This is a genomic window from Clostridia bacterium, from assembly GCA_028698525.1.
Taxonomy (GTDB): domain Bacteria; phylum Bacillota; class Clostridia; order JAQVDB01; family JAQVDB01; genus JAQVDB01.
The window spans coordinates 20,096-42,879 of sequence record JAQVDB010000009.1 but is presented as its reverse complement, the minus strand read 5'-3'; the positions used below and the strand labels follow the sequence as shown (position 1 = coordinate 42,879).

Below are 22,784 nucleotides of genomic sequence, written 5' to 3'. Positions count from 1 at the left end.
GTTTGTGATGATTCAATTATACCATAACCGCGGCGGTTTTCCTTTTCTAAATTAATTATAAGCGTGATTTTTTATATTCATTTTTCAAGGTTCATATTGCTTTTCTCAAGTGGGAAAGTTGAGTACTATTATAATTTCCACGCTTCTTTTCACTAATGTTTTTTATCTCAATTTGTGTTAAAATTATTGGTATATTCTTGTGTTGGGAGGATAACCAGTGGAAATAGTTGCTTTTGTAGGACCTAGTGGTACCGGGAAAAGCCATAGAGCTTTGAATATTGCTAAATCCCGGGGAATTAATTATATTATAGACGACGGTTTATTTATAAAGGACACAAAAATAATAGCAGGCTATTCTGCGAAAAAAGAGTCAACTAAGATCGGTGCAATAAAAAGGGCGATGTTTGTACATTCAGAACACTGTGAGATAGTAAAGGAAGCTATAAAAGCAGAGAACCCTTCCTCCATTATGGTTATTGGTACATCTGAAGGAATGGTGGAGAAAATAGCGAGCAATCTAGATCTGCCCTTGCCTAATACTAAAATATTTATACAGGAAATAGCTACAGACAGCCAGATACTAAAAGCAAGAAGGGTTAGAAAAGAACAAGGTAAACATGTAATACCTGTTCCTACCTTTGAAATAAAAAAGGATTTTTCAGGCTATTTTGTTGATCCTTTGAAGATATTTAGGAAAAAAGATAGCAGCAACATCGATATAAGTGAAAAAAGTGTTGTACGTCCTACATACAGCTACTTGGGAAGATTTTATATCAATGATACCGCTCTTGATTCTATTGTTAGGTATTCTTGCGGGTCTGTTGATGGGATTCTTAAAGTAATTAGCGTGGATATCCGATCCTATGAATCTGGCATTATAATTACTGTAGAATTATATTTGCAATACGGCGGGAATATAATCAATACCCTAAAACACGTACAGAAAAAATTAGTGAATGATGTAGAATATATGACTGGCCTTAATGTGCTTAAGGCAGACATAGTAGCTAAAAAACTAAAGAGATGAAAGGAGAGGGAAGATGTATAGAATAGAACATAAAGAGCTATTAGCTTCTGGGATAAAGCTCATGGAAATACAAGCTCCCTTAGTGGCACGTAAAGCTCAACCTGGGCAGTTTATAATTTTGAGGGTGAGAGAGGATGGAGAAAGGATTCCTTTGACTATAGCAGACTTTGATAGGGAAAAAGGAACCATAACTATAATATTTCAAGAAGTAGGTAAAACTACCAAACTATTAGGCCAGATGAATCAGGGTGAGAGCATAAAAGATTTTGTAGGACCTCTTGGCTGCGCATCAGAACTGGAAGATGGTGAAAATGTATTGTGCATAGGGGGCGGAGTGGGTGTCGCCCCACTATATCCACAAGTAAAGTATTTGCATGACAAAGGCAAAAAAGTAGATGTGATAATAGGAGCAAAAACAAAAGATTATGTTATATTTAAAGACCGAATGAAGGGTGTATGTGACAACTTATATATTGCAACTGATGATGGGAGCATGGGACATCATGGATTTGTTAGCGATGTAATGAAAAAATTGATAGAACAACAAGGGCGAAACTATGACAGAGTAATAGCTATAGGACCGCTTATCATGATGAAAGTGATATGTGATATGACCAGAAAATATGGGATAAAAACTACTGTCAGCATGAACCCTATAATGGTAGATGGTACCGGTATGTGCGGCGGTTGCAGAGTGACTGTGGGTGGAGAGACAAAATATGCATGTGTGGATGGGCCGGATTTTGACGGACACCTAATAGACTTTGATGAGGCCATGAGAAGGCAGAGTATGTACAAGGCAGAGGAAAGGCAGTGTGACGGTGGGGGACTGTGTGGAGGTGATCATGATGACGTTAAATAGACAGAAGACCAAAACACCTATGCCGGAACAACAACCTGAAATAAGGGCAAAGAACTTTCAAGAGGTAGCATTGGGTTATACAAAAGAGCAGGCTGTACAGGAGGCCAAAAGATGCCTTCAGTGTAAAAAGCCTCAGTGTGTGGCCGGCTGTCCTGTAAACGTACAAATACCTGATTTTATAAAAAAGATAGCGGAGGAAGATTTTGAAGGAGCAATAAGTATAATAAAGCAAACCAATAATTTACCTGCTATTTGCGGGAGAGTGTGCCCTCAAGAGGAACAATGTGAGAAAAAGTGCATTTTAGGCAAAAAAGGTGAAAGTGTGGCTATAGGTCGATTAGAAAGATTTGCAGCTGATTACGCATTAAAAAACAATATATCTCAGACCAATCAAGCACAGAATATTCAAGATAATGCTCACAAGGTTGCAGTGATAGGCGCAGGACCAGCAGGGCTTACTGCAGCAGCAGACCTTGCCCAAAAAGGATATAAAGTAACAGTATATGAGGCATTTCATGAACCGGGCGGAGTATTGATATACGGTATCCCTGAGTTCAGATTGCCCAAAGCGTTGGTAAAAACAGAGATAGAAAACTTGAAACAATTGGGAGTAGAAGTACAAACCAACGTTATAATAGGTAAAACTCTTACAATAGACGACTTGTTTCAAGAGGGATATGAGGCAGTATTTATAGGAACAGGTGCAGGGCTGCCTAAATTCATGAACATACCCGGTGAAAATCTCAATGGAGTATATTCTGCCAATGAATACTTGACTAGAATAAATTTAATGAAAGCATACAAATTTCCGGAAGCTGATACACCTATAAAGAAAGGCAAAAAAGTTGCGGTAGTAGGCGGAGGCAACGTAGCGATGGATTCAGCCAGAAGTGCATTGAGGATGGGTGCGGATAAGGTGTATATAATTTATAGACGTTCTGAAGCTGAAATGCCTGCAAGGCAGGAAGAAGTACATCATGCAAAAGAGGAAGGAATTGAGTTTAAATTGCTCACCAATCCGGTAGAGATACATGGAGAAGATGGTTGGGTAAAGGGCATTAGCTGTATAAAAATGGAGCTAGGGGAGCCTGATGCATCCGGAAGAAGAAGACCAGTTCCTGTAGAAGGATCTGAATTTACTATAGACATAGATACTGTGATAATGGCTATAGGAACAAGTCCTAATCCTTTAATAAAGAGCACTACACAAGGATTAGAAACCCATTTCTGGGGTGGACTCAAGGTGGATCAGGAAACAGGTCAGACTAGCAAAGAAGGGGTATATGCAGGCGGAGATGCTGTAACCGGAGCTGCTACTGTAATACTCGCCATGGGAGCAGGTAAAAAGGCTGCAGATGCAATAGATGAATACATCAAAGCCAAAAACAACTTATAAAGGACTTATATTTTTATTGAAAATCTCCACTTGATCATAGTGGAGATTTTTGTTATTCTAAACTGGTTTTTATGGTATTATTATAGATATTAAAAATAAATAGAATAATTGAAGGGTTAGAAAATATATTTTTAATGCTAATATTTACCGGAAAGGAACTTAATGTTAAAAATGGATTATACATGTATTGAGCAAGATAAACAAACTGTTATTGTCCATGGGATAAGAAATTTTGATTTGACACATATTTTTGAATGTGGGCAATGTTTTAGATGGAATCGGTTTAAAAACGGATATATAGGCATAGCCTTTGGCAAGGTGATTTATGTTTATTTGAAGGATGGAAAATTATTTATAGACAATTGTACCCTATATGAATTCAATGATATATGGAAGGAATATTTTGATCTTGAAAGAGGATATAGCCAGATAAAAGAAAGCCTCAGCCTTGATAAGGTTTTAAAAAAAGCTGTAAAATTTGGACATGGAATCAGAATTCTCAGGCAAGATGAATGGGAGTGCCTAGTTTCTTTTATCATATCCGCCAATAATGCAATACCTAGAATAAAAAAATCAATAGATTATATCTGTAGATATTTTGGAAGACCTATAAAATATAAAGATTTAATGTTTTATACTTTTCCAACCGTTGAAGATCTGGCATATTCTGATGTTTCAGATATCAAAGAATGTAAGTGCGGTTACAGGTCAGATTATATTAAGAGATCTGCTGAAATGGTGTTGAGCGGAGAAGTAGATCTGTACAAGTTAAAATATCTGGATTATCGGGATGCCAGAGAACAGCTCTTGAAGTTGCCAGGAGTAGGTCCTAAGGTAGCCGATTGTGTTTTGCTTTATTCAATGGGAAAATTTACTGCATTTCCTACAGACGTGTGGGTAGGTAGGGTGATGAAACAGTTTTATGTGGATGATGATATGAGCCTTAAAAAAATTCATGATTATGCGATTGACAAGTTTGGTGAACTGTCAGGGTTTGCCCAACAATATTTATTTTACTATGCAAGGGAACTAAAAATAGGAAAATGACAGGGGGAGTCTTATGCTTTGGGGAACTATAGTTAATGTCATAGCTATTATTTGTGGAAGTATTTTAGGGACATTTTTAAAAGGTGGTTTACCTGAAAAATATAAAAATATTGTAATTCAGGCAGTTTCTTTATCGGTAGTTATAATAGGTATTACAATGGCAATAAAAAGCCAAAATATTCTTATAGTAATAATTAGCCTGATTATTGGAGGTATTATAGGTGAATTGCTTAAGATTGAAGACAGACTTCAGGGTATTGGTGAAAAGATTCAGAGTAAGTTTTCCGGTAAAGGTGACGGAAGATTTGTACAGGGTTTTATAACTGCAACATTGATATATTGTGTAGGGGCCATGGCTATAATGGGTGCTCTTCAGAGTGGATTGGAAGCAAGGCACGATATATTGTATGCAAAATCGATGCTGGATGGTATTACAGCCATAATATTTTCATCTACCATGGGAATAGGAGTAGCTTTTTCAGCAGGACCGGTCCTTTTATATGAGGGTGCGATTGTGCTAGCCTCTTCAGGCTTGAAGGCTTATATGAGCGATGTTGTAATACTTGAAATGGCTGCAGTGGGGGGCATACTCATAGTGGGAATAGGTATTACGATGCTGGATATAAAGAAGATAAATGTGGGGAATATGCTTCCGGCAATCTTTATTCCTCTTATATATTCGATAGTAAAGTCGCTAATTTGAATGAAGGTAAATGATGTCCGGGACTTTTATATTGTATTTATTGAAAAAAGGATATACAAGGAGAAAAGTGGAGTTATATGGGCACAATTTATTGTGATGGCCGTAGATGCGTTGTAAACTGACATTTTAGTATTTGATTATCAGAAAAAAATTATATAATATATTACATGTAGTTAGCACTCGATATGAGTGAGTGCTAACAAATACATCTTGATAAGGAGGGTTTTTTTATGAACATCAAACCATTGGGAGACAGAGTTGTTATAAAATCTATCGAAGCTGAAGAGACCACAAAGAGCGGAATAGTATTACCGGGGAGTGCAAAAGAGAAACCTCAAATGGCAGAAGTTTTGGCCATTGGACCAGGCGGACTTGTTGATGGAAAAGAGGTTAAAATGGAAGTTGCAGTAGGAGATAAAGTTATATATTCCAAATATGCAGGAACAGAAGTAAAACTAGATGACCAAGAATACATAATAGTTCGCCAGAGTGATATATTAGCAATTGTTGAATGATATATGGAAGTATAAAATAAAAGGAGGTAATTTACATGGCAAAGATAATTGAGTTTGATGAGGAAGCAAGAAGAGCCCTTGAAAGAGGTGTAAATAAATTAGCTGATACCGTTAAAATTACATTGGGGCCAAAGGGTAGGAATGTTGTTCTTGATAAGAAGTTTGGTACTCCATTGATTACAAATGATGGTGTTACCATAGCTAAAGAAATAGAATTAGAAGATCCTTTTGAAAATATGGGTGCACAGCTTGTAAAAGAGGTGGCAACAAAGACAAACGATGTAGCTGGAGATGGAACTACAACTGCTACTCTGTTAGCTCAGGCTATTGTAAGAGAAGGATTGAAGAATGTAGCAGCAGGGGCAAATCCTATGATATTGAAAAAAGGAATACATAGGGCCACAGAAACTGCTGTAACTGAATTGAAAAATATCAGCAAATCCATAGAAAGTAAAGAGGCGATATCCCAGGTTGCATCCATCTCTGCCGATGATAAAGAGATTGGTGAATTGATTGCCGATGCTATGGAAAAAGTGGGTAATGACGGAGTAATAACCGTTGAAGAATCAAAGACAATGGGTACAAACCTTGATGTTGTAGAAGGTATGCAGTTTGATAGAGGATATCTATCACCATACATGGTTACAGATACTGAAAAGATGGAAGCAATATTGGAGGATGCATACATACTTATAACAGACAAGAAAATAAGCAATGTTCAGGAGATACTTCCAGTGCTTGAACAGATAGTTCAGCAGGGCAAAAAGCTCCTTATAATTGCAGAAGATGTTGAGGGTGAGGCCCTTGCAACATTAGTTGTAAACAAATTGAGAGGAACATTCAACTGTGTGGCAGTTAAAGCTCCAGGATTCGGAGACAGAAGAAAGGCTATGTTAGAGGATATTGCAGTATTGACAGGTGGCCAGGTTATATCGGAAGAATTAGGATATGAATTAAAAGATGCAACAATCGATCAACTTGGTCAGGCAAGACAAGTGAAGGTTGACAAGGAAAATACGACTATAGTTGAAGGTGGAGGAGATTCGAAAGAAATAGAAAACAGGATCGCTTCTATCAGATCTCAGATAGCTGAAACAACTTCTGATTTTGACAGAGAGAAACTAGAAGAAAGATTAGCAAAGCTTGCCGGCGGTGTTGCGGTAATAGAAGTAGGTGCTGCAACCGAGACAGAGATGAAGGAAAAGAAAACTAGAATAGAAGATGCGCTAGCTGCAACAAGAGCTGCTGTTGAAGAAGGAATAGTTCCTGGCGGAGGAACTGCATTGATAAGTGCTATTAAAGCTGTAGCAGAATTAGAAGCAACAGATGCCGATGAAATGACAGGTATTAACATAGTGAAAAGAGCATTAGAGGAACCGATGAGACAGATAGCTGTAAATGCTGGTCTTGAGGGTTCAATAATTATAGAAAAAGTAATGAACGGTGATGCAGGTGTTGGATTTGACGTACTAAATCAGGAATATGTAGATATGATTAAGTATGGTATAGTGGATCCTACAAAGGTTACCCGTTCTGCATTACAAAATGCTGCAAGTGTTGCATCCATGATATTGACAACCGAAAGCATTGTAGCTGACAAACCTGAAGAAGAAAAGGATATGCCGATGGGTGGAGGCGGAATGCCAGGTGGCGGAATGCCGGGCATGATGTAATAAGTATATAAAAACCCTGTACAGAAATAATATTTGTGCAGGGTTTTTATTTTTTTAATTGACACCTGTCTAATGCTTTGATAAACTTTAATGAACGATAAAAGCTTGTTTAAAAAGCAAGTCTAACAAGGGCGATTAAAAAGCATAGAACTATATAGAAAAGGGTGTGATTAAAATTCATGACAAATTTTTAAAAAAAGGGTTGACTTTTGATGATGTATTATTAATTCCAGCAAGGTCTGAAGTGCTTCCAAAAGATATCGATATATCCACTCACCTCACTCGAAAAATAAAATTGAATATTCCATTTATCAGTGCAGCTATGGATACTGTCACTGAGGCCAGACTTGCAATAGCTATCGCCAGAGAGGGCGGTATAGGAGTAATACATAAAAATATGTCTATAGATGAGCAGGCGGGAGAGGTGGACAAGGTTAAGAGATCTGAACACGGTGTGATAGTGGATCCTTTTTACCTTTCACCAGATCACATATTGCAGGATGCATTGGATCTTATGGAGAAATATCATATATCAGGGGTTCCTATAACAGAAAAAGGAAAACTTGTAGGAATAATAACAAATAGGGATTTAAGATTTGAAACGGATTTTGACAGGAAAATAAGCGAAGCGATGACTTCCGAAGGGTTGATTACCGCACCTGAAGGCACCAACTTGGTACAAGCACAGGAAATATTGAGGAAGTATAAAATTGAAAAACTGCCTATAGTTGATGAAAGGGGCTATTTAAAAGGGCTCATAACGATAAAAGATATAGAAAAAGCGATAAAATTCCCCAACTCGGCAAAGGACGATAACGGCAGGTTATTGGTAGGTGCTGCGGTAGGCACTGCAAGGGATACAATGGATAGGGTAGATGCCCTTGTCAAAGCTAAAGTGGACGTGATAGTAGTAGATACTGCACATGGACACTCTAAAAATGTAATTGATATTGTGTCTGAAATCAAGAGGAGATATCCTGAAACTCAATTAGTTGCAGGAAATGTTGCTACTGCTGAAGCTACGAGGGATCTCATCAAGGCAGGAGCTGATTGTGTAAAGGTAGGTATCGGCCCGGGATCTATCTGTACAACTAGAGTAGTAGCAGGAGTAGGCGTTCCGCAGGTAACTGCGATATATGAATGTGCGATGGAGGCTAAAAAACATGGTATTCCGATAATAGCAGATGGAGGCATCAAATACTCCGGAGATATTGTCAAGGCCATTTCTGCAGGTGCAGACTGTGTAATGGTAGGAAGTTTATTTGCAGGTACTGAGGAAAGTCCGGGGGAGAGTGAAATTTATAAAGGCAGAAGCTTTAAGGTATATAGAGGCATGGGCTCATTAGGGGCGATGGCAAAAGGGAGTAAGGACAGATATTTCCAAGAGGACGCTAGGAAATTTGTTCCGGAAGGGGTGGAAGGCAGGGTTCCTTACAAAGGTCCTTTGTCAGAAACTATATTTCAATTAGTCGGGGGTCTTCGTGCAGGCATGGGGTATTGTGGGGCTAAAGATATAGAACGATTCCAAAAGGAAAGCAAGTTTATTAAAATAACAAATGCAGGGCTTAAGGAAAGCCATCCCCATGATATATATATCACAAAAGAATCTCCGAATTATTCTCTACAATAAAAAACGGTATATTGCCGTTTTTTTATTATATAAATATGGTACCATGGGAATGCTATGGATTCAGTAATTTATGCAAATGTAAGGAGGATGAAAAGTGAAATCGTTTGTAAAAAAATCTATCCGAGAGATTAGAGATAAAGTGGGAGATAAAAATGTATTATGTGCCCTTTCAGGTGGTGTAGATTCTTCAGTTGCAGCAGTTCTTGTCAACGAAGCTATAGGTAAACAATTGACATGTATTTTTGTAGACCACGGACTTTTGAGAAAAGGTGAAGCAGAGTATGTGGAAAGGATATTTAGAGAAAAATTTGATATAAATCTTATAAAAGTGGATGCACAAAAGCGTTTTCTGGATAGACTAGAAGGTGTTGTTGAGCCTGAAACAAAGAGAAAGATAATCGGTGAGGAGTTTATAAGGGTATTTGAAGAAGAAGCCAAGAAACTCGAAAACATGGATTTTCTTGTTCAGGGTACTATATATCCTGATATTATAGAGAGCGGTCAAGGTGATGGGGCAGTGATCAAAAGTCATCATAATGTAGGAGGTTTGCCTGACAATATAGATTTTGAGGATATAATAGAGCCTCTCAAGACCTTATATAAAGACGATGTGAGGCGATTGGGAGAAGAATTAGGAATGCCGGAGGAAATAATTTGGAGACAACCCTTCCCAGGGCCAGGATTGGCAATAAGAGTGATCGGCCAGGTGAATGAATTAAAGCTCAGCATTTTGAGAGAGGCTGATGCGATATATAGGGATGAAATAAAAAAAGCAGGCTTATCCAGAAAGATATGGCAGTATTTTGCAGTACTTACCGATATGCGAAGTGTAGGTGTCACCAAAGATCAAAGAACTTATGACTACACGATTGCGCTGAGAGCTGTCAACAGCATTGACGGGATGACTGCTGATTGGGTAAAGATACCCTATGATGTGTTAGAGAAGGTATCCTCCAGGATTGTAAATGAGGTGGACCATGTGAATAGGGTGGTATATGATATAACCTCAAAACCGCCAGCAACGATAGAGTGGGAATAGGAGACAAAAGGACTACAAACCCAGTATTCATGTGGGTTTGTGGTCCTTTTTTTGTGCGGTGATAACGTCTTGATAACAGAATTATTTATTGAGGATTGTTTTCAGTGTTTCTCTTGTTAACCAAGGTCGCTCTCTATGTATCATGCTATGACAATTTGAACATACCATTACAATATCATTTATATCCGTTTTTTCATTATCTTTCATTTCAGAAACAGGTTTTATATGATGCGCCTCTATAAAATCTTCGCCTAATTTCCCATATACTTTATAAAAGTCGAATCCGCATACTTCACAAAATATATTGTTATTATGTGCATCCTTAAACCTTTGTTTAGCACTTTTTATTAATTGTTGATTTCGTTCACATATGATATGCTGTCGTAACTTTTTTCTACCTTCTATAAAACAATCATCTTCTTGTGTATATGATGGTTCATCATTTGGAATGTTGTTGTCTACTAACCCCCAAACACCTTTTCGTTCAGAGACACCATAAAAACAATAGAAAGTATTATCAATACCATATTTTGTACTTTGTGAAAATGTTTGTAAAACTCTGCTTAAAGTTTTTTTGGGGGTTTTTGAATTGGAAAAATCAATATTATTACGTTCAGCAATTTTATCGAAAATATCATCTAAATGGGCTACACCGCCTAAATCCTTTAAAGCTGCAATTGTTTCTGTTTTCCAGATAGGATTATCTTTATTCATAAAATATACACCTCTACTATACTTTCCAATTCACATTCTATTCATAATATTCCTCTTGAGTAAGTTCGCCTTGCCCAAGAACTTTTTATCTAAAAACAAAAGTGCGTGCACAATTGTTTATTTAAGCATATAACAATTATTCCCACTTTTCAACAGCTAAAATAAAAGAGTTTAACGTAGTGGGCACAAGTGTTTGTGTTGATTAAAAGATGAGTAAAATGGATAAAAGAATGTTTATGAAAGCAGGTGAGGTAGCGGAAATCCTCGGAGTGTCCAATGCACATGCCTATAAAGCCATCAAAAAGTTGAATGAATAACTAAAAAACAAGGATATATATGACCTTTTTTAAAATGATAAATAATTTTTTCTAGAAGTATAAGCAAAGTTATCTTTATCAGCAATAATATAAAAAGTGAAGCCTTTGCTTGATCCAATGCGAGAAATATTGACTGACAATTAACCTAAATTCTAAAATAATCATGTCCAGTAAATAAATCCTCTTTTAAATAAGGACTTTAGAGATTTACTTATGTAAAATGAAGTACTACATATGGATAAAAAGGTAGTCCATAATAATAACTTCGTGTAGAATATATTTACCACAATATATCACATGGAGATTAAATTATGAGCTATAATCATATAAACAAAGTTTTACTGTCAGAATTTCAAAGCTGTAGATTGTTTTGAAATTTTTAAAATTAATTGTAAGATAATTGGAATCTATGCGTCTTATATATGAGGAGGTGAAAAAGTGACCGAGCTTGAGAGTCTATATCGAATGTATTTTAAAGATGTATTTCTTTATATAAAAAGTCTATCGGGGGATGAATATATAGCTGAGGATATTACCTCAGAGACTTTTATTAAAGCTATTAAATCTATTGATACTTTTAAGGGAGATTGCGATATTCGAGTATGGCTGTGTCAAATTGCAAAAAATTATTATTTATCAGATCTGCGGAAGAATAAAAAAATCACTCTTACAGATACCCTATCAGAGCATGAAAGCGAAATTAACCTCGAACAATTAATAGCTTCTAAAGAAAATTCATTGAAAATCCACGAAATTCTACATAGCCTTAAGGAGCCATATAAAGAGGTGTTTTCACTACGTGTTTTTAGTGAGTTAAGTTTCAAACAAATAGCATCCCTCTTCGGAAAAAATGATAACTGGGCATGTGTCACTTATCACCGTGCTAGGAAGAGAATTCAGGAGGAAATGGAGGATTATTTATGAAAATTACATGTGATATAATTGAAGACCTTTTGCCTCTATATGTAGAAGGGCTTACAAGTGATGATACTCAAAAGCTTGTAGAAGAACATCTTAATACTTGCACAGAATGTAAAAAACGATTGAATGCTATTCAGAATCCTAAGCAGATTCCAATAGACACTAATGTAGAGCCATTTAAAAAGGTAGAAAGAAGGCTTTTTAAGAAGCGGATCCAAATAATTGCTTTAACTATTATTTTAGTTTTGGCAATTGTAATAATCAGTATGGCCTACCTTACATCTCCAGAATATTTGCCTTATTCTAATGATATAGTATCTTTGACTGCATATGAGGACGGTAAAATTATTATTACATTTGATGATAAGGTAACGGGATATGATATTGACCGATATGTGGCAGAGGATAATGCGGGCTATGTATATCATTTAACCACTTGGAGCACTATTTGGAGCCAATATATCCTTAAGAATAATACACAAAGCATAATATTAAATCCGGATGGGGAAGATGTAGCAGCAGTATATTATTATTTTACTGATGGAAGAGATGATATTTTAATTTACGGAAAGGATTTACACAAAGATGGCGGTGTAGTTACCTTGCCTAGATTAGTTCTTGCATACTATATTCTGATAGCTATGTTGCTGGCAATTTTGTGTGGGATTTTTCTTTTTATATATCGTAAGGAAGACAAAAGAAAATATGTATTGAAAAAGATTTTATTGCTGCCCATATCCTATATTATTGGACATTTTTGTATCAAAGGTTTTTCAGCTACCTCATACTCTGCACAACGTGATTTCTTTGCAATTTTGTTAGCAACCATTCCAATCTATTGTTTATTTTTGCTTTTTATCAATTTGTATAATAAATCAAAGAACAGAGATTAGGAAATCCCGTATAAGACTAATTATACAATTATTAGCTATTTAAATATAATGAGCAAAACACATTGTACCTAGAGATTCCTCGGGTTAAAATGAGAGATTAAAGAAGAGAGAAAATATACTAAATGGCAAAAGGATATATAAAATAACATTATGCGAGTTAAGGACAGTACGAGGACAAAAAGGCGAACATTAATCTGATTTATTTAAAAAAAGTTCAAAAACTTGTTGACAATACTATATTGTTTTTGATAATATTTAATCATAAGATGAATAGTTTTCCACTCATATATTTTCAGTAATATGGTCTGAAAGTCTCTACCAGGCGACCGTAAATTGCCTGACTATGAGTGAAATATTATCTATATGGCATCTTTTTTAGATGACCTGCAGATGGGTTTCACTCATGTGAAATACATCTGCTTTTTATTTTCACTGAAAGGAGGAAAGTCAAGCAATTACATTCTATATTACATAAATTATATTTGTGAGGGGGAAACTAAACTATGGATAAATTTTTTGGATTAACTGAGAACAAGACGAATGTAAAGACAGAGATACTAGCTGGCATAACTACTTTTGTAACAATGGCCTATATTATATTTGTTAACCCTAGTATACTTAGTGAAACTGGAATGGATGCCGGTGCAGTGTTTGTTGCTACTTGTTTGGCAGCTGTGATAGGAACATTGATAATGGGGCTTTATGCCAATATTCCATTTGCTCAAGCACCCGGCATGGGACTTAATGCGTTTTTTACCTACAGTGTTGTATCAGGAATGGGATATACATGGCAGCAGGCATTGGCAGCTGTGTTTATTTCCGGGCTATTATTTATATTGCTGACAGTAACTGGTTTAAGGAAAGGCATAGTTGATGCACTGCCTATGTCATTGAAATATGCTATAAGCGGTGGTATTGGATTATTCATTGCGTTGATCGGACTGATAAACGGTCATATAATCGTTTCTAATGAAGCTACTGTTGTGGGTTTTGGAGATTTTACAGATCCTAAAACTATACTTGCAATTATAGGTTTGATAATAACCAGTATATTGATGGCCAGGAAGGTAAAAGGCTCTATAATTCTCGGAATAATTATAACTACATTAATAGGTGTACCAATGGGTATTGTTGATCTTACTGGTTTCAGCCCTGTTTCGCTGCCACCTAGCCTTGCTCCTACTTTCATGAAGATGGATTTTGCCGGGTTGTTAAAAACCGGTGGGGAGTTAACAGTGATAGGTGCATTGGTCAATGTTATAACTGTTATAATATCATTCAGCCTTGTGGATATGTTTGATACTATTGGAACATTGGTGGGGACTGCATCTAACACAGGGCTAATGGATGAAAACGGGAATGTTAAGAATATGGAAAAAGCCTTATTGGCCGATGCTGTGGCTACATCAGCAGGTGCGGTACTGGGGACATCTACTACTACAACATTTGTAGAGAGTGCTGCAGGAGTGAGTGAAGGTGGAAGAACAGGACTCACATCTGTGACAGTAGCAGTTTTATTTCTGTTGGCTTTGTTTTTCTCGCCATTGGTAGGTATTATACCTGGGGAAGCAACAGCGCCGGCTTTGATGGTAGTAGGGGTCTTGATGGTTGGTTCCATTACAAAAATAAACTTCCAAGATTTTACCGAAGCATTGCCTGCATTCTTCACTATAGCAATAATGCCTTTTTCATATAGTATAGCAAATGGTATAGCAGCAGGTATGATTTTGTATCCTTTGACAAAGATTTCAGTTGGGGAAGGTAAAGAAGTGCATCCTGCAATCTATGTTCTTGCTATATTGTTTATACTGAGATTTACTGTATTTCCACATTAATATAAAATGAAAAATATGGAGTCCGACTAGTTATTCTAATCGGGCTTCAGTTTTTCATAGGAGAAAAATCTTTTCTGTTATGAAAAGCTGAAGCTTAATCAAAAAAATTAAGGGGGATTATATGAAAAATCCAAAGATAGCTATAATAATGGGAAGTGATTCTGATCTACCAGTAGTTTCAAAGGCTGCGGAAGTATTAAAAGAGTTTGATGTTGATTATCAGCTCAACGTAATATCTGCACATAGGACACCGGATAAGGCATTAGAGTTTGGCAAGTCAGCTGAAAAGAACGGTTTTGATGTCATCATCGCTGCTGCAGGGAAAGCGGCCCATCTTGCGGGAGTGATTGCCGCCTTGACAACTTTGCCAGTTATAGGGATTCCTATCAAATCCTCAACGATGGATGGATTGGATTCTTTGTTATCTATGGTGCAAATGCCAAAAGGTATACCAGTTGCCACGGTAGCGATAAACGGTGCTGAAAATGCGGCACTTTTAGCGTTGGAGATATTGGCATTGAAATATGATTATTTATCTATGAAATTAAAAAAACACAGGGCAATGATGGCCCAAGAAGTAAATGAAAAAGACAAAAAGATAAAAGGGGAGATTTGAAAACATGAAAAAACTTGAATTGATGTATGAAGGAAAGGCAAAAAAAGTTTATTCTACTGATAATCCGGATCATGTGATAGTGGAGTATAAAGATGATGCTACAGCCTTTGATGGATTGAAAAAAGGTACTATCATAGGTAAGGGAGTGGTTAACAATAGGGTGTCAAATCATCTTTTTAAATTATTGAATCAAAAAGGAATTGAAAACCACTATGTGCAGGAGCTAAATGATCGGGAAACAGTAGTTAAGAAAGTTGATATAATACCTATAGAGGTAATTGTGAGGAATATAGCAGCAGGTAGTCTTGCTAAAAGATTGGGTTTAGAGGAAGGAACCAGGCTTAAATCTACTGTTTTAGAATTTTGTTATAAAAATGATGAGTTAGGCGATCCCATGATCAACGATTATCATATTTATGCATTGGGGCTAGCAACTGAAGATGAGATAAATTATATCAGTAATACTTCTTTTATGGTTAATAAAATATTAACTGAGTATTTAAAGGACTTGAATATTGAGCTTATTGATTTCAAGTTGGAATTCGGTCGATTTAATGGGAAAACAATTTTGGCAGATGAGATCTCGCCGGATACCTGTCGCTTTTGGGATACTAAAACAGGAGAAAAGCTGGACAAGGATAGATTCAGAAGAGACTTAGGCCAGGTTGAAGAAGCTTATCAAGAGATTTTGAATAGACTTATGGGGCAGAAAGGCAACTAAGCATAGTATTTTAAAAAAATTTAAGGCGGTGTTAATATTGAAAAGCGTTACTGAATGGGAAAAAGTCGGATTAACAAAGCAGGAATATGATATGGTGGTAGATATTTTAGGTCGAGAGCCAAACAATCTCGAGTTGAATTTATATGGTGTGATGTGGTCTGAACACTGTGGTTATAAGAATTCCCGTCCAATGCTCAAGCATCTTCCTACTGAGGGAGACAGGGTGCTCCAGGGACCGGGGGAAAATGCAGGGATAGTGGATATAGACGATGAGCAAGCTATAGTTATGAAAGTAGAGAGCCACAATCATCCATCTGCTCTTGAGCCATACAAAGGCGCTGCTACAGGAGTGGGGGGAGTGATGAGAGATATTTTCACCATGGGAGCCAGGCCGATTGCCTGTTTAAATTCACTTAAACTAGGTGAGCTAGAAGAGAGTGATAAGGTACAATATCTTCTAAAAGGTATTGTAGAAGGGATGGCAGACTACGGTAATTGCATGGGCGTACCTACTGTAGGAGGAGATATAGGTTTTTCAGATTCATACAAGGGCAATCCGTTGGTGAATGCAATGTGTGCCGGTATAATCAGGCACGATGAGATTAAGAAAGGTATCGCTTCAGGTGTAGGAAACTCGGTGATGATTGTAGGACATACTACTGGCAGAGACGGTGTGGGCGGTGCTAGTTTTGCGTCTGCAGAGCTGGTAGAGGGTTCAGAAGAGAGGAGTTCCGGAGTACCTGCAGGAGATCCTGAAATGGAAAAGCTTCTTCTAGAGGCTTGTCTTGAGCTTTTCAATACTGAATGTGTTGTAGGCATGCAAGATATGGGGGCTGCAGGCATAATATCTTCTAGTTGTGAGACTGCAGCTAGGGCAGGAACAGGGATAGAATTAGATGTGGATTTGGTGCCTAAAAGAGAAAAAGGCATGACTCCTGCTGAAGTAATGCTATCAGAGTCCCAAGAGAGAATGTTGGTGATAGTGGAGCAGGGAAAAGAGGATCGAGTTTTTGATATATTTAAAAAATGGGATTTGCAGGCAGCTGTTATAGGCAAAGTGACTGACGATGGAATGATAAGAGTGTTGGAAAAGGGACAAGTAGTTGGAGAAGTGCCTGCCAAGTCACTTGCAGAGGCTCCCACCTACGAACGAGACTACAAGAGACCTGAATACATGGATTTGTTGCAAGGTTCAGATATGCAAAATATTCCCCTGCCGGAGGATTATAACCATGTGCTTTTAAAGTTGTTGTCTTCCAGCAATATATGCAGCAGGGAATGGATTTATCAACATTTTGATTACAATGCAGGGGATAGTACTCAGGTTGCTCCGGGTTCCGATGGAGCTGTGTTGAAGATAAAGGGTACCAATAAAGGTATTTCATTCTCTATAGATAGTAATGGTAGATATTGTTATATAAATCCCCGTGAAGGAACCAAGATAGTTGTAGCTGAATCAGCGAGGAATGTGGCATGTAGCGGTGCTATACCGATAGCTATAACTGACGGTATGAATTTTGGTAATCCAGAGAATCCCGAGATTTTTTACCAATTCCGGGAGTCTATTTTTGGAATGAAAGAAGCATGTGAAAAATTGAATACACCTGTAATAGGAGGAAATGTAAGTTTTTACAATGAAACCGAAGAGGGTGCTATATATCCTACGCCGGTTGTAGGAATGTTGGGTCTTATTAAAGACATATCCAAGGTTACAACACAGGATTTTAAAGATGAGGGAGATGTTATAGTCCTTATAGGCACAAACAAGGATGAGCTGGGTGCCAGTGAATATCTCAAGGTTATCCATGGGAAGGAAGAAGGGAAAATCCCTGAAATAGATTTAGAGCTAGAAAAAAGAGTTCAGTCTGCTGTGCTAGATGCTATAGGCCAGGGCATCGTAAAATCCGCACATGATTGCAGCGATGGAGGACTTGCTGTAAATATTGCTGAAAGCTGTATTGGCGGAGAGATAGGCGCTAAAATAGATATCTATACTGATTTGAGAAATGATGCTTTGTTGTTTGGAGAGACGCAGTCAAGGATTGTAGTTTCCGTTAAATCCGATGATTTAGAAATGCTAGAAAAAATAGCCCAACAAAATAATGTTTCTGTTGAAAAAATAGGCGTAGTTTCCGGGAGTGAAATGATTGTTAATGTGAACCAACAACAATTGATAGGGCTCTCTGTTGAAGAAATCAAGAATGAATGGCGAGGGACACTTGGATGTTATCTGAAATAGACAAATTAAAAGAAGAATGTGGTGTGTTTGGCATATATGACAGTGAAGGAGCGCACGATGTTGCGAAGATGACTTACTATGGACTTTATGCACTTCAACATAGAGGTCAGGAAAGTGCCGGAATTGCAGTAAGTGACGGGGATAAAATACATTACTACAAACGTATGGGGCTGGTTCCCGAGATATTCGATTCCGAAATACTTGATGGATTGAAAGGCAAAATCGCAGTAGGACATGTGATGTATTCTACTCAAGGGACCAATTATCCGGTGAATGCTCAACCTTTGGTGATAAAGTATAGAAAAGGTTCTATAGCCCTTGCTCACAATGGTAACTTAGTCAATGCTGATAGATTAAGGAGTGAACTGGAGGAAGAGGGCATAATATTTCAGACATCTGTAGACAGCGAGGTTATGGCAAACCTTATTTCAAGGTTTGCTAAAACTTCAACTGTTGAGAAGGCAATCCGTAAGACTATGGAAATAATAAAAGGGGCCTATGCTCTGGTGATGATGACTGAGGATAAATTAATTGGATTTAGGGATCCTTATGGGATAAGACCTTTGAGCATAGGGAAAAAAGTAAATTCCTATATATTAGCATCAGAAACCTGTGCTTTTGATACAGTAGGTGCAGACACTATAAGAGATGTTCAACCAGGGGAAATAGTTGTTATCGATGACCAGGGAATAAAGTCATTTATGCCTGAAAAAGATTGTAATACCGCTCTATGTATATTTGAATTTATTTATTTTGCCCGTACTGACAGTATCATGAATGGTATGAGTGTATATATGTCAAGGAAAAAAGCAGGCAGAATTTTAGCCCAGGAGCACCCTGTGGATGCAGATCTTGTAATAGGCGTACCGGACTCTGGTACTACTGCTGCCATCGGTTATGCTGAACAATCAGGGATAAAGTATGGAGAGGGTCTTATAAAAAACCGATATGTTGGTAGAACATTCATACAGCCTACCCAAGAACTAAGGGAACAGGGGGTAGACATAAAGCTTAATGCGTTAAAGAGTATGGTAGAAGGCAAACGGATAATCATGGTAGATGATTCTATAGTAAGAGGCACTACAAGTGGGAGGATTGTAGATATGTTGAGAAGGGCTGGTGCAAAGGAAATACACATGAGGATCAGCTCTCCACCAGTAAAATATCCATGCTATTTTGGAATAGACACGCCAGAGAGAAAACATCTTATAGGAGCCCAAAGGTCAGTTCAAGAGATAGAGCAACTGATAGGTGCTGATAGTTTAGCCTATATTAGTATTGAAGGGCTGATGGAGACGGTGGATGTTCGAAAATGTGGTTACTGCAAGGGATGTTTTAATGGGATTTACCCTGTAGAAGTTGCTACAAACTTAAAATAAATATTGTCGGACAAGGAATAAAAGGAGGATATTTTGATGGGCGGTTTAACTTATAAAGATTCAGGTGTAGATGTTAACGCCGGATACAGATCTGTGGAGCTTATAAAAAAACACGTAAAAAGGACTCTCAACCCAAATGTATTGGGAGGGTTAAATAGTTTTGCCGGGTTGTATAATTTGGATGTGGGCAAATATGCATCCCCGGTATTGGTATCCGGTACTGACGGAGTGGGTACTAAACTAAAAATAGCATTTGAACTTGACAAACATGATACTATAGGTCAGGATTGCGTTGCTATGTGTGTAAACGATGTAGTTTGCCAAGGGGCTGAACCGTTGTTTTTCCTTGATTATATAGCAACCGGTAAAAATTACCCTGAAAGGATAGAAAAGATAGTAAAAGGCATCTCTGATGGTTGTGTCCAGGCAGGGTGTGCGCTTATTGGCGGAGAAACAGCTGAAATGCCCGGGTTTTATGATGAAGAAGAATACGATCTTGCAGGATTTTGTGTAGGTATAGTGGAAAAGGATAATATAATCACAGGTGAATCTATAAAAGAAGGAAATATAATTATAGGCTTGGCATCTTCAGGGGTACACAGCAATGGATATTCCCTTGTAAGGAAATTATTTATGGAGAAGAATAATAGTTTGTTTGAACATGTAGATGAGTTGGGCACTACCATTGGAGAGGAACTTTTAAAGCCCACCAGGATATATGTGAAAGATGTGCTGGAGATAATGGATAAATATAGAGTAAATGGAATTGTTCACATTACAGGTGGCGGATTTTATGAAAATATACCTAGAATTTTACCAGATGGGTTACAGGCTGTAATAGATTTAAATGCGTGGCAAGTTCCCGGCATTTTCAAGTTGATACAGAGCACCGGCAAAATACAACAAAAAGAGATGTTCAACACATTCAACATGGGAATAGGAATGGCTATTATAGTTGATAAGGACGACTGTGATGGTATTATGGAAACACTAAACAAAGAGAATTCCAGAGCATTTACTATAGGAGAGATAAAAACAGGAGATTCGGGTGTAAGCTTATGTTAAAAAAAATTGGGGTGCTAGCATCAGGTGGAGGAACTAATCTTCAATCGATAATAGACAATATAGATAGTGGATATATAAATGCAGAATTGTCTGTTGTGATATCAAATAAAAAAAATGCGTATGCCTTAGCCAGGGCACAAAAACATGGTATACCCGCATATTTTGTGGATAGAAGAGAGTATTCTAGCAATCAGGAATATGATGAACAAATAATGAAGATATTGTGCAAGCATGGTGTGGATATTGTAGTGCTTGCAGGGTATTTACTCATACTCACCAAAAAGTTTGTGAAGAGATATAAAAATCGCATAATAAATATCCACCCTTCTCTCATTCCATCATTCTGTGGAGGTGGATATTATGGGATAAAAGTACATCAGGCAGTTTTAGATTATGGGGTCAAAGTAACCGGCGCCACAGTACACTTTGTGGATGAAGGTACCGATACAGGGCCTATTATAATGCAGCAGGCTGCGCAAGTGCTTCCTGATGATACTCCAGAAACTTTGCAAGAGCGGGTATTGGAAATAGAACATAGAATACTCCCTGAAGCCGTAAAGCTTTTAGCGGAGGATAAGATAGATGTTAAGGGTAGAAAAGTTTTTATTAAATAGGATTAACAGGAAGGAGTGGTTTGATTGGTTAAAAGGGCAATTTTGAGTGTTTTTGATAAGACAGGCATAGTTGAGTTGGCAAAAGGCTTAAGTGATATGGGAATAGAGATAATTTCCACCGGAGGAACTGCAAAGGCTATATCTGACGCAGGGATTAGAGTTATAAATGTGTCCGATATAACCGGTTTTCCGGAATGTTTAGATGGAAGAGTTAAAACTCTGCACCCTAAAATACATGCAGGATTGTTGGCCATGAGGGATAACCAAGACCACATGGCGCAGTTAGAACAATTAGGAATTGATACAATAGATATGGTGGTAATAAACTTGTATCCTTTTAAACAGACGATACAAAAGCCTGGAGTTACATTGGAAGAGGCTATCGAAAATATAGATATTGGTGGACCTACCATGTTGAGAGCCGCTGCCAAAAACTATCAGGACGTAACAGTAGTAGTTGATCCTGATGATTATCAGGATGTACTTAACGAAATCAAACAAAGTGGGGGTATATCAAGGGATACCAATTTTAGATTGGCGGCCAAGGTATTTGAGCATACAAGCCATTATGATACTTTGATAGCCCAGTATTTGAGGAAAAATGCAGGTGGTAATATTTTCCCGGAATTATTCACCATGACTTTTCAAAAGGTTCAAGATATGAGGTACGGGGAAAACCCTCATCAGAAAGCGGCATTTTATAGGGAAGTAGGTAACAATCAAGGTTGGCTTACCGATGCCCAACAATTACATGGTAAAGAACTTTCATTCAATAATATAAATGATACTAACGGGGCATTGGAATTGCTGAAAGAATTTGATCAAACAGCTGTGGTTGCGGTTAAGCATGCAAATCCATGTGGGGTAGGAGTGGCAGATAGTGTTTATCAAGCATACATTAAAGCCCATGATGCAGACCCTGTTTCTATTTTTGGAGGTATAGTGGTTACCAACAGAGAGATGGATGAGAAAACGGCAGAAGAGATAAACAAAATATTTGTAGAAATTGTGGTGGCACCATCATACACCGATAAAGCGTTGGAGATATTGTGCAGCAAGAAGAATATCAGAGTTTTAAAGTTGGAGAATATACAAAAGCAATATACAGATGATGAGATGAATATTAAAAAGGTAGGAGGAGGTATGGTAATCCAGCAGGTGGATAATCAACTATTAGTAGAAGAAAAACTAGAAGTTGTTACTGACAGAGAGCCTACCCAACAAGAGATGGAGGATTTAAAATTCGCTTGGAAAGTAGTCAAACATACAAAATCTAACGCAATTGTGGTTGCAAAACAAAATCAAACTTTAGGAGTAGGGCCTGGACAGACTAATAGAATATGGGCGGCAGAGGCTGCGATACAGAGGGCTGGAGATAAAGTGAAAGGCAGTGTAATGGCATCAGATGCATTTTTCCCTTTCCCAGATTGTGTAGAGGCAGCTGCGAAAGCTGGTATCACTGCAATAATACAGCCTGGAGGATCTATAAGGGATCAGCAATCCATAGATGCATGTAACAAGTGCGGCATAGCTATGATTTTTACAGGCATGAGACATTTTAAACATTAATACAGGGGG

At 37.6% G+C, this 22,784-nt stretch carries 19 protein-coding genes, 1 pseudogene and 1 riboswitch; of the genes and pseudogenes, 19 read left to right on the top strand and 1 reads right to left on the bottom strand.

Going from position 1 to position 22,784, the window contains the following annotated elements; genetic code table 11:
• Nucleotides 1–217: 217 nt before the first annotated feature.
• From PHP06_02365 to guaA, 9 genes and pseudogenes are all read left to right on the top strand, one after another.
• A complete protein-coding gene (locus tag PHP06_02365; GenBank protein ID MDD3839399.1) occupies nt 218–1,027 on the top strand; it encodes a hypothetical protein in 810 nt (269 codons plus the stop codon).
• A gap of 13 nt (nt 1,028–1,040) precedes the next feature.
• Nucleotides 1,041–1,889 carry a sulfide/dihydroorotate dehydrogenase-like FAD/NAD-binding protein gene (locus tag PHP06_02360; GenBank protein MDD3839398.1) on the top strand — a complete coding sequence of 283 codons (849 nt, stop codon included), beginning with the start codon at nt 1,041–1,043 and terminating at the stop codon, nt 1,887–1,889.
• Nucleotides 1,876–3,285, top strand: coding sequence for an NADPH-dependent glutamate synthase (gltA, locus tag PHP06_02355; protein ID MDD3839397.1), 1,410 nt, complete (start codon nt 1,876–1,878; stop codon nt 3,283–3,285). Before PHP06_02360 ends, gltA begins: the two co-directional genes overlap by 14 nt.
• Nucleotides 3,286–3,456: 171 nt before the next feature.
• A complete protein-coding gene (locus PHP06_02350) occupies nt 3,457–4,332 on the top strand; it encodes a DNA glycosylase (GenBank protein ID MDD3839396.1) in 876 nt (291 codons plus the stop codon).
• 13 nt (nt 4,333–4,345) lie between these two features.
• Nucleotides 4,346–5,035, top strand: coding sequence for a DUF554 domain-containing protein (locus PHP06_02345; GenBank protein MDD3839395.1), 690 nt, complete (start codon nt 4,346–4,348; stop codon nt 5,033–5,035).
• A gap of 230 nt (nt 5,036–5,265) precedes the next feature.
• A complete protein-coding gene (groES, locus tag PHP06_02340; protein ID MDD3839394.1) occupies nt 5,266–5,550 on the top strand; it encodes a co-chaperone GroES in 285 nt (94 codons plus the stop codon).
• 35 nt (nt 5,551–5,585) lie between these two features.
• Nucleotides 5,586–7,223 carry a chaperonin GroEL gene (gene groL, locus PHP06_02335; protein MDD3839393.1) on the top strand — a complete coding sequence of 546 codons (1,638 nt, stop codon included), beginning with the start codon at nt 5,586–5,588 and terminating at the stop codon, nt 7,221–7,223.
• A 175-nt stretch (nt 7,224–7,398) separates the two neighbouring features.
• Nucleotides 7,399–8,853 (top strand): IMP dehydrogenase, encoded by a 1,455-nt coding sequence (gene guaB, locus PHP06_02330; GenBank protein ID MDD3839392.1) that lies wholly within the window; start codon nt 7,399–7,401, stop codon nt 8,851–8,853.
• A gap of 91 nt (nt 8,854–8,944) precedes the next feature.
• Nucleotides 8,945–9,892 (top strand): annotated as a pseudogene (gene guaA, locus PHP06_02325) (glutamine-hydrolyzing GMP synthase).
• 81 nt (nt 9,893–9,973) lie between these two features.
• On the opposite strand, the gene PHP06_02320 reads toward guaA, so the two are convergent.
• The gene (locus PHP06_02320; GenBank protein MDD3839391.1) at nt 9,974–10,606 is read right to left on the bottom strand and encodes an HNH endonuclease; all 633 of its coding nucleotides are present in this window, start codon (nt 10,604–10,606) and stop codon (nt 9,974–9,976) included.
• Between the two features lie 755 nt (nt 10,607–11,361).
• Between PHP06_02320 and PHP06_02315 the strand changes: the two genes are divergently transcribed.
• From PHP06_02315 to purH, 10 genes are all read left to right on the top strand, one after another.
• The gene (locus PHP06_02315; GenBank protein ID MDD3839390.1) at nt 11,362–11,847 is read left to right on the top strand and encodes a sigma-70 family RNA polymerase sigma factor; all 486 of its coding nucleotides are present in this window, start codon (nt 11,362–11,364) and stop codon (nt 11,845–11,847) included.
• Nucleotides 11,844–12,737: a zf-HC2 domain-containing protein gene (locus PHP06_02310; protein MDD3839389.1), complete on the top strand. Its 894-nt coding sequence runs from the start codon at nt 11,844–11,846 to the stop codon at nt 12,735–12,737. Before PHP06_02315 ends, PHP06_02310 begins: the two co-directional genes overlap by 4 nt.
• Nucleotides 12,738–12,999: 262 nt before the next feature.
• Nucleotides 13,000–13,101: riboswitch (purine riboswitch) on the top strand.
• A gap of 139 nt (nt 13,102–13,240) precedes the next feature.
• Nucleotides 13,241–14,572, top strand: a complete 1,332-nt coding sequence (locus PHP06_02305) for an NCS2 family permease (protein ID MDD3839388.1) — start codon at nt 13,241–13,243, stop codon at nt 14,570–14,572.
• Between the two features lie 121 nt (nt 14,573–14,693).
• Nucleotides 14,694–15,188, top strand: a complete 495-nt coding sequence (gene purE, locus PHP06_02300) for a 5-(carboxyamino)imidazole ribonucleotide mutase (protein ID MDD3839387.1) — start codon at nt 14,694–14,696, stop codon at nt 15,186–15,188.
• Nucleotides 15,189–15,192: 4 nt separating this feature from the next.
• A complete protein-coding gene (locus tag PHP06_02295; protein MDD3839386.1) occupies nt 15,193–15,909 on the top strand; it encodes a phosphoribosylaminoimidazolesuccinocarboxamide synthase in 717 nt (238 codons plus the stop codon).
• A gap of 37 nt (nt 15,910–15,946) precedes the next feature.
• Complete coding sequence (gene purL, locus PHP06_02290) at nt 15,947–18,148, top strand: phosphoribosylformylglycinamidine synthase subunit PurL (GenBank protein ID MDD3839385.1); 2,202 nt, start codon at nt 15,947–15,949, stop codon at nt 18,146–18,148.
• A complete protein-coding gene (gene purF / locus PHP06_02285) occupies nt 18,133–19,527 on the top strand; it encodes an amidophosphoribosyltransferase (protein ID MDD3839384.1) in 1,395 nt (464 codons plus the stop codon). The genes purL and purF overlap by 16 nt, the downstream gene beginning before the upstream one ends.
• A 36-nt stretch (nt 19,528–19,563) precedes the next feature.
• On the top strand, nt 19,564–20,592 hold the full coding sequence (purM, locus tag PHP06_02280; GenBank protein MDD3839383.1) for a phosphoribosylformylglycinamidine cyclo-ligase: 1,029 nt from the start codon (nt 19,564–19,566) through the stop codon (nt 20,590–20,592).
• Nucleotides 20,586–21,206, top strand: coding sequence for a phosphoribosylglycinamide formyltransferase (purN, locus tag PHP06_02275; protein MDD3839382.1), 621 nt, complete (start codon nt 20,586–20,588; stop codon nt 21,204–21,206). The genes purM and purN overlap by 7 nt, the downstream gene beginning before the upstream one ends.
• Nucleotides 21,207–21,230: 24 nt before the next feature.
• Nucleotides 21,231–22,775: a bifunctional phosphoribosylaminoimidazolecarboxamide formyltransferase/IMP cyclohydrolase gene (gene purH / locus PHP06_02270; GenBank protein MDD3839381.1), complete on the top strand. Its 1,545-nt coding sequence runs from the start codon at nt 21,231–21,233 to the stop codon at nt 22,773–22,775.
• Nucleotides 22,776–22,784 lie beyond the last annotated feature (9 nt).

Excerpts from the sequence above, each read along its gene's own strand:
- gltA (MDD3839397.1), top strand. The coding sequence starts at position 1,876 with ATGACGTTAAATAGACAGAAGACCAAAACACCTATGCCGGAACAACAA.
- PHP06_02345 (MDD3839395.1), top strand. The coding sequence starts at position 4,346 with ATGCTTTGGGGAACTATAGTTAATGTCATAGCTATTATTTGTGGAAGT.
- PHP06_02360 (MDD3839398.1), top strand. The coding sequence starts at position 1,041 with ATGTATAGAATAGAACATAAAGAGCTATTAGCTTCTGGGATAAAGCTC.
- purE (MDD3839387.1), top strand. The coding sequence starts at position 14,694 with ATGAAAAATCCAAAGATAGCTATAATAATGGGAAGTGATTCTGATCTA.
- purN (MDD3839382.1), top strand. The coding sequence starts at position 20,586 with ATGTTAAAAAAAATTGGGGTGCTAGCATCAGGTGGAGGAACTAATCTT.
- PHP06_02310 (MDD3839389.1), top strand. The coding sequence starts at position 11,844 with ATGAAAATTACATGTGATATAATTGAAGACCTTTTGCCTCTATATGTA.
- PHP06_02305 (MDD3839388.1), top strand. The coding sequence starts at position 13,241 with ATGGATAAATTTTTTGGATTAACTGAGAACAAGACGAATGTAAAGACA.
- PHP06_02350 (MDD3839396.1), top strand. The coding sequence starts at position 3,457 with ATGGATTATACATGTATTGAGCAAGATAAACAAACTGTTATTGTCCAT.
- groES (MDD3839394.1), top strand. The coding sequence starts at position 5,266 with ATGAACATCAAACCATTGGGAGACAGAGTTGTTATAAAATCTATCGAA.
- PHP06_02295 (MDD3839386.1), top strand. The coding sequence starts at position 15,193 with ATGAAAAAACTTGAATTGATGTATGAAGGAAAGGCAAAAAAAGTTTAT.
- PHP06_02320 (MDD3839391.1), bottom strand. The coding sequence starts at position 10,606 with ATGAATAAAGATAATCCTATCTGGAAAACAGAAACAATTGCAGCTTTA.
- purM (MDD3839383.1), top strand. The coding sequence starts at position 19,564 with ATGGGCGGTTTAACTTATAAAGATTCAGGTGTAGATGTTAACGCCGGA.
- purF (MDD3839384.1), top strand. The coding sequence starts at position 18,133 with ATGTTATCTGAAATAGACAAATTAAAAGAAGAATGTGGTGTGTTTGGC.
- groL (MDD3839393.1), top strand. The coding sequence starts at position 5,586 with ATGGCAAAGATAATTGAGTTTGATGAGGAAGCAAGAAGAGCCCTTGAA.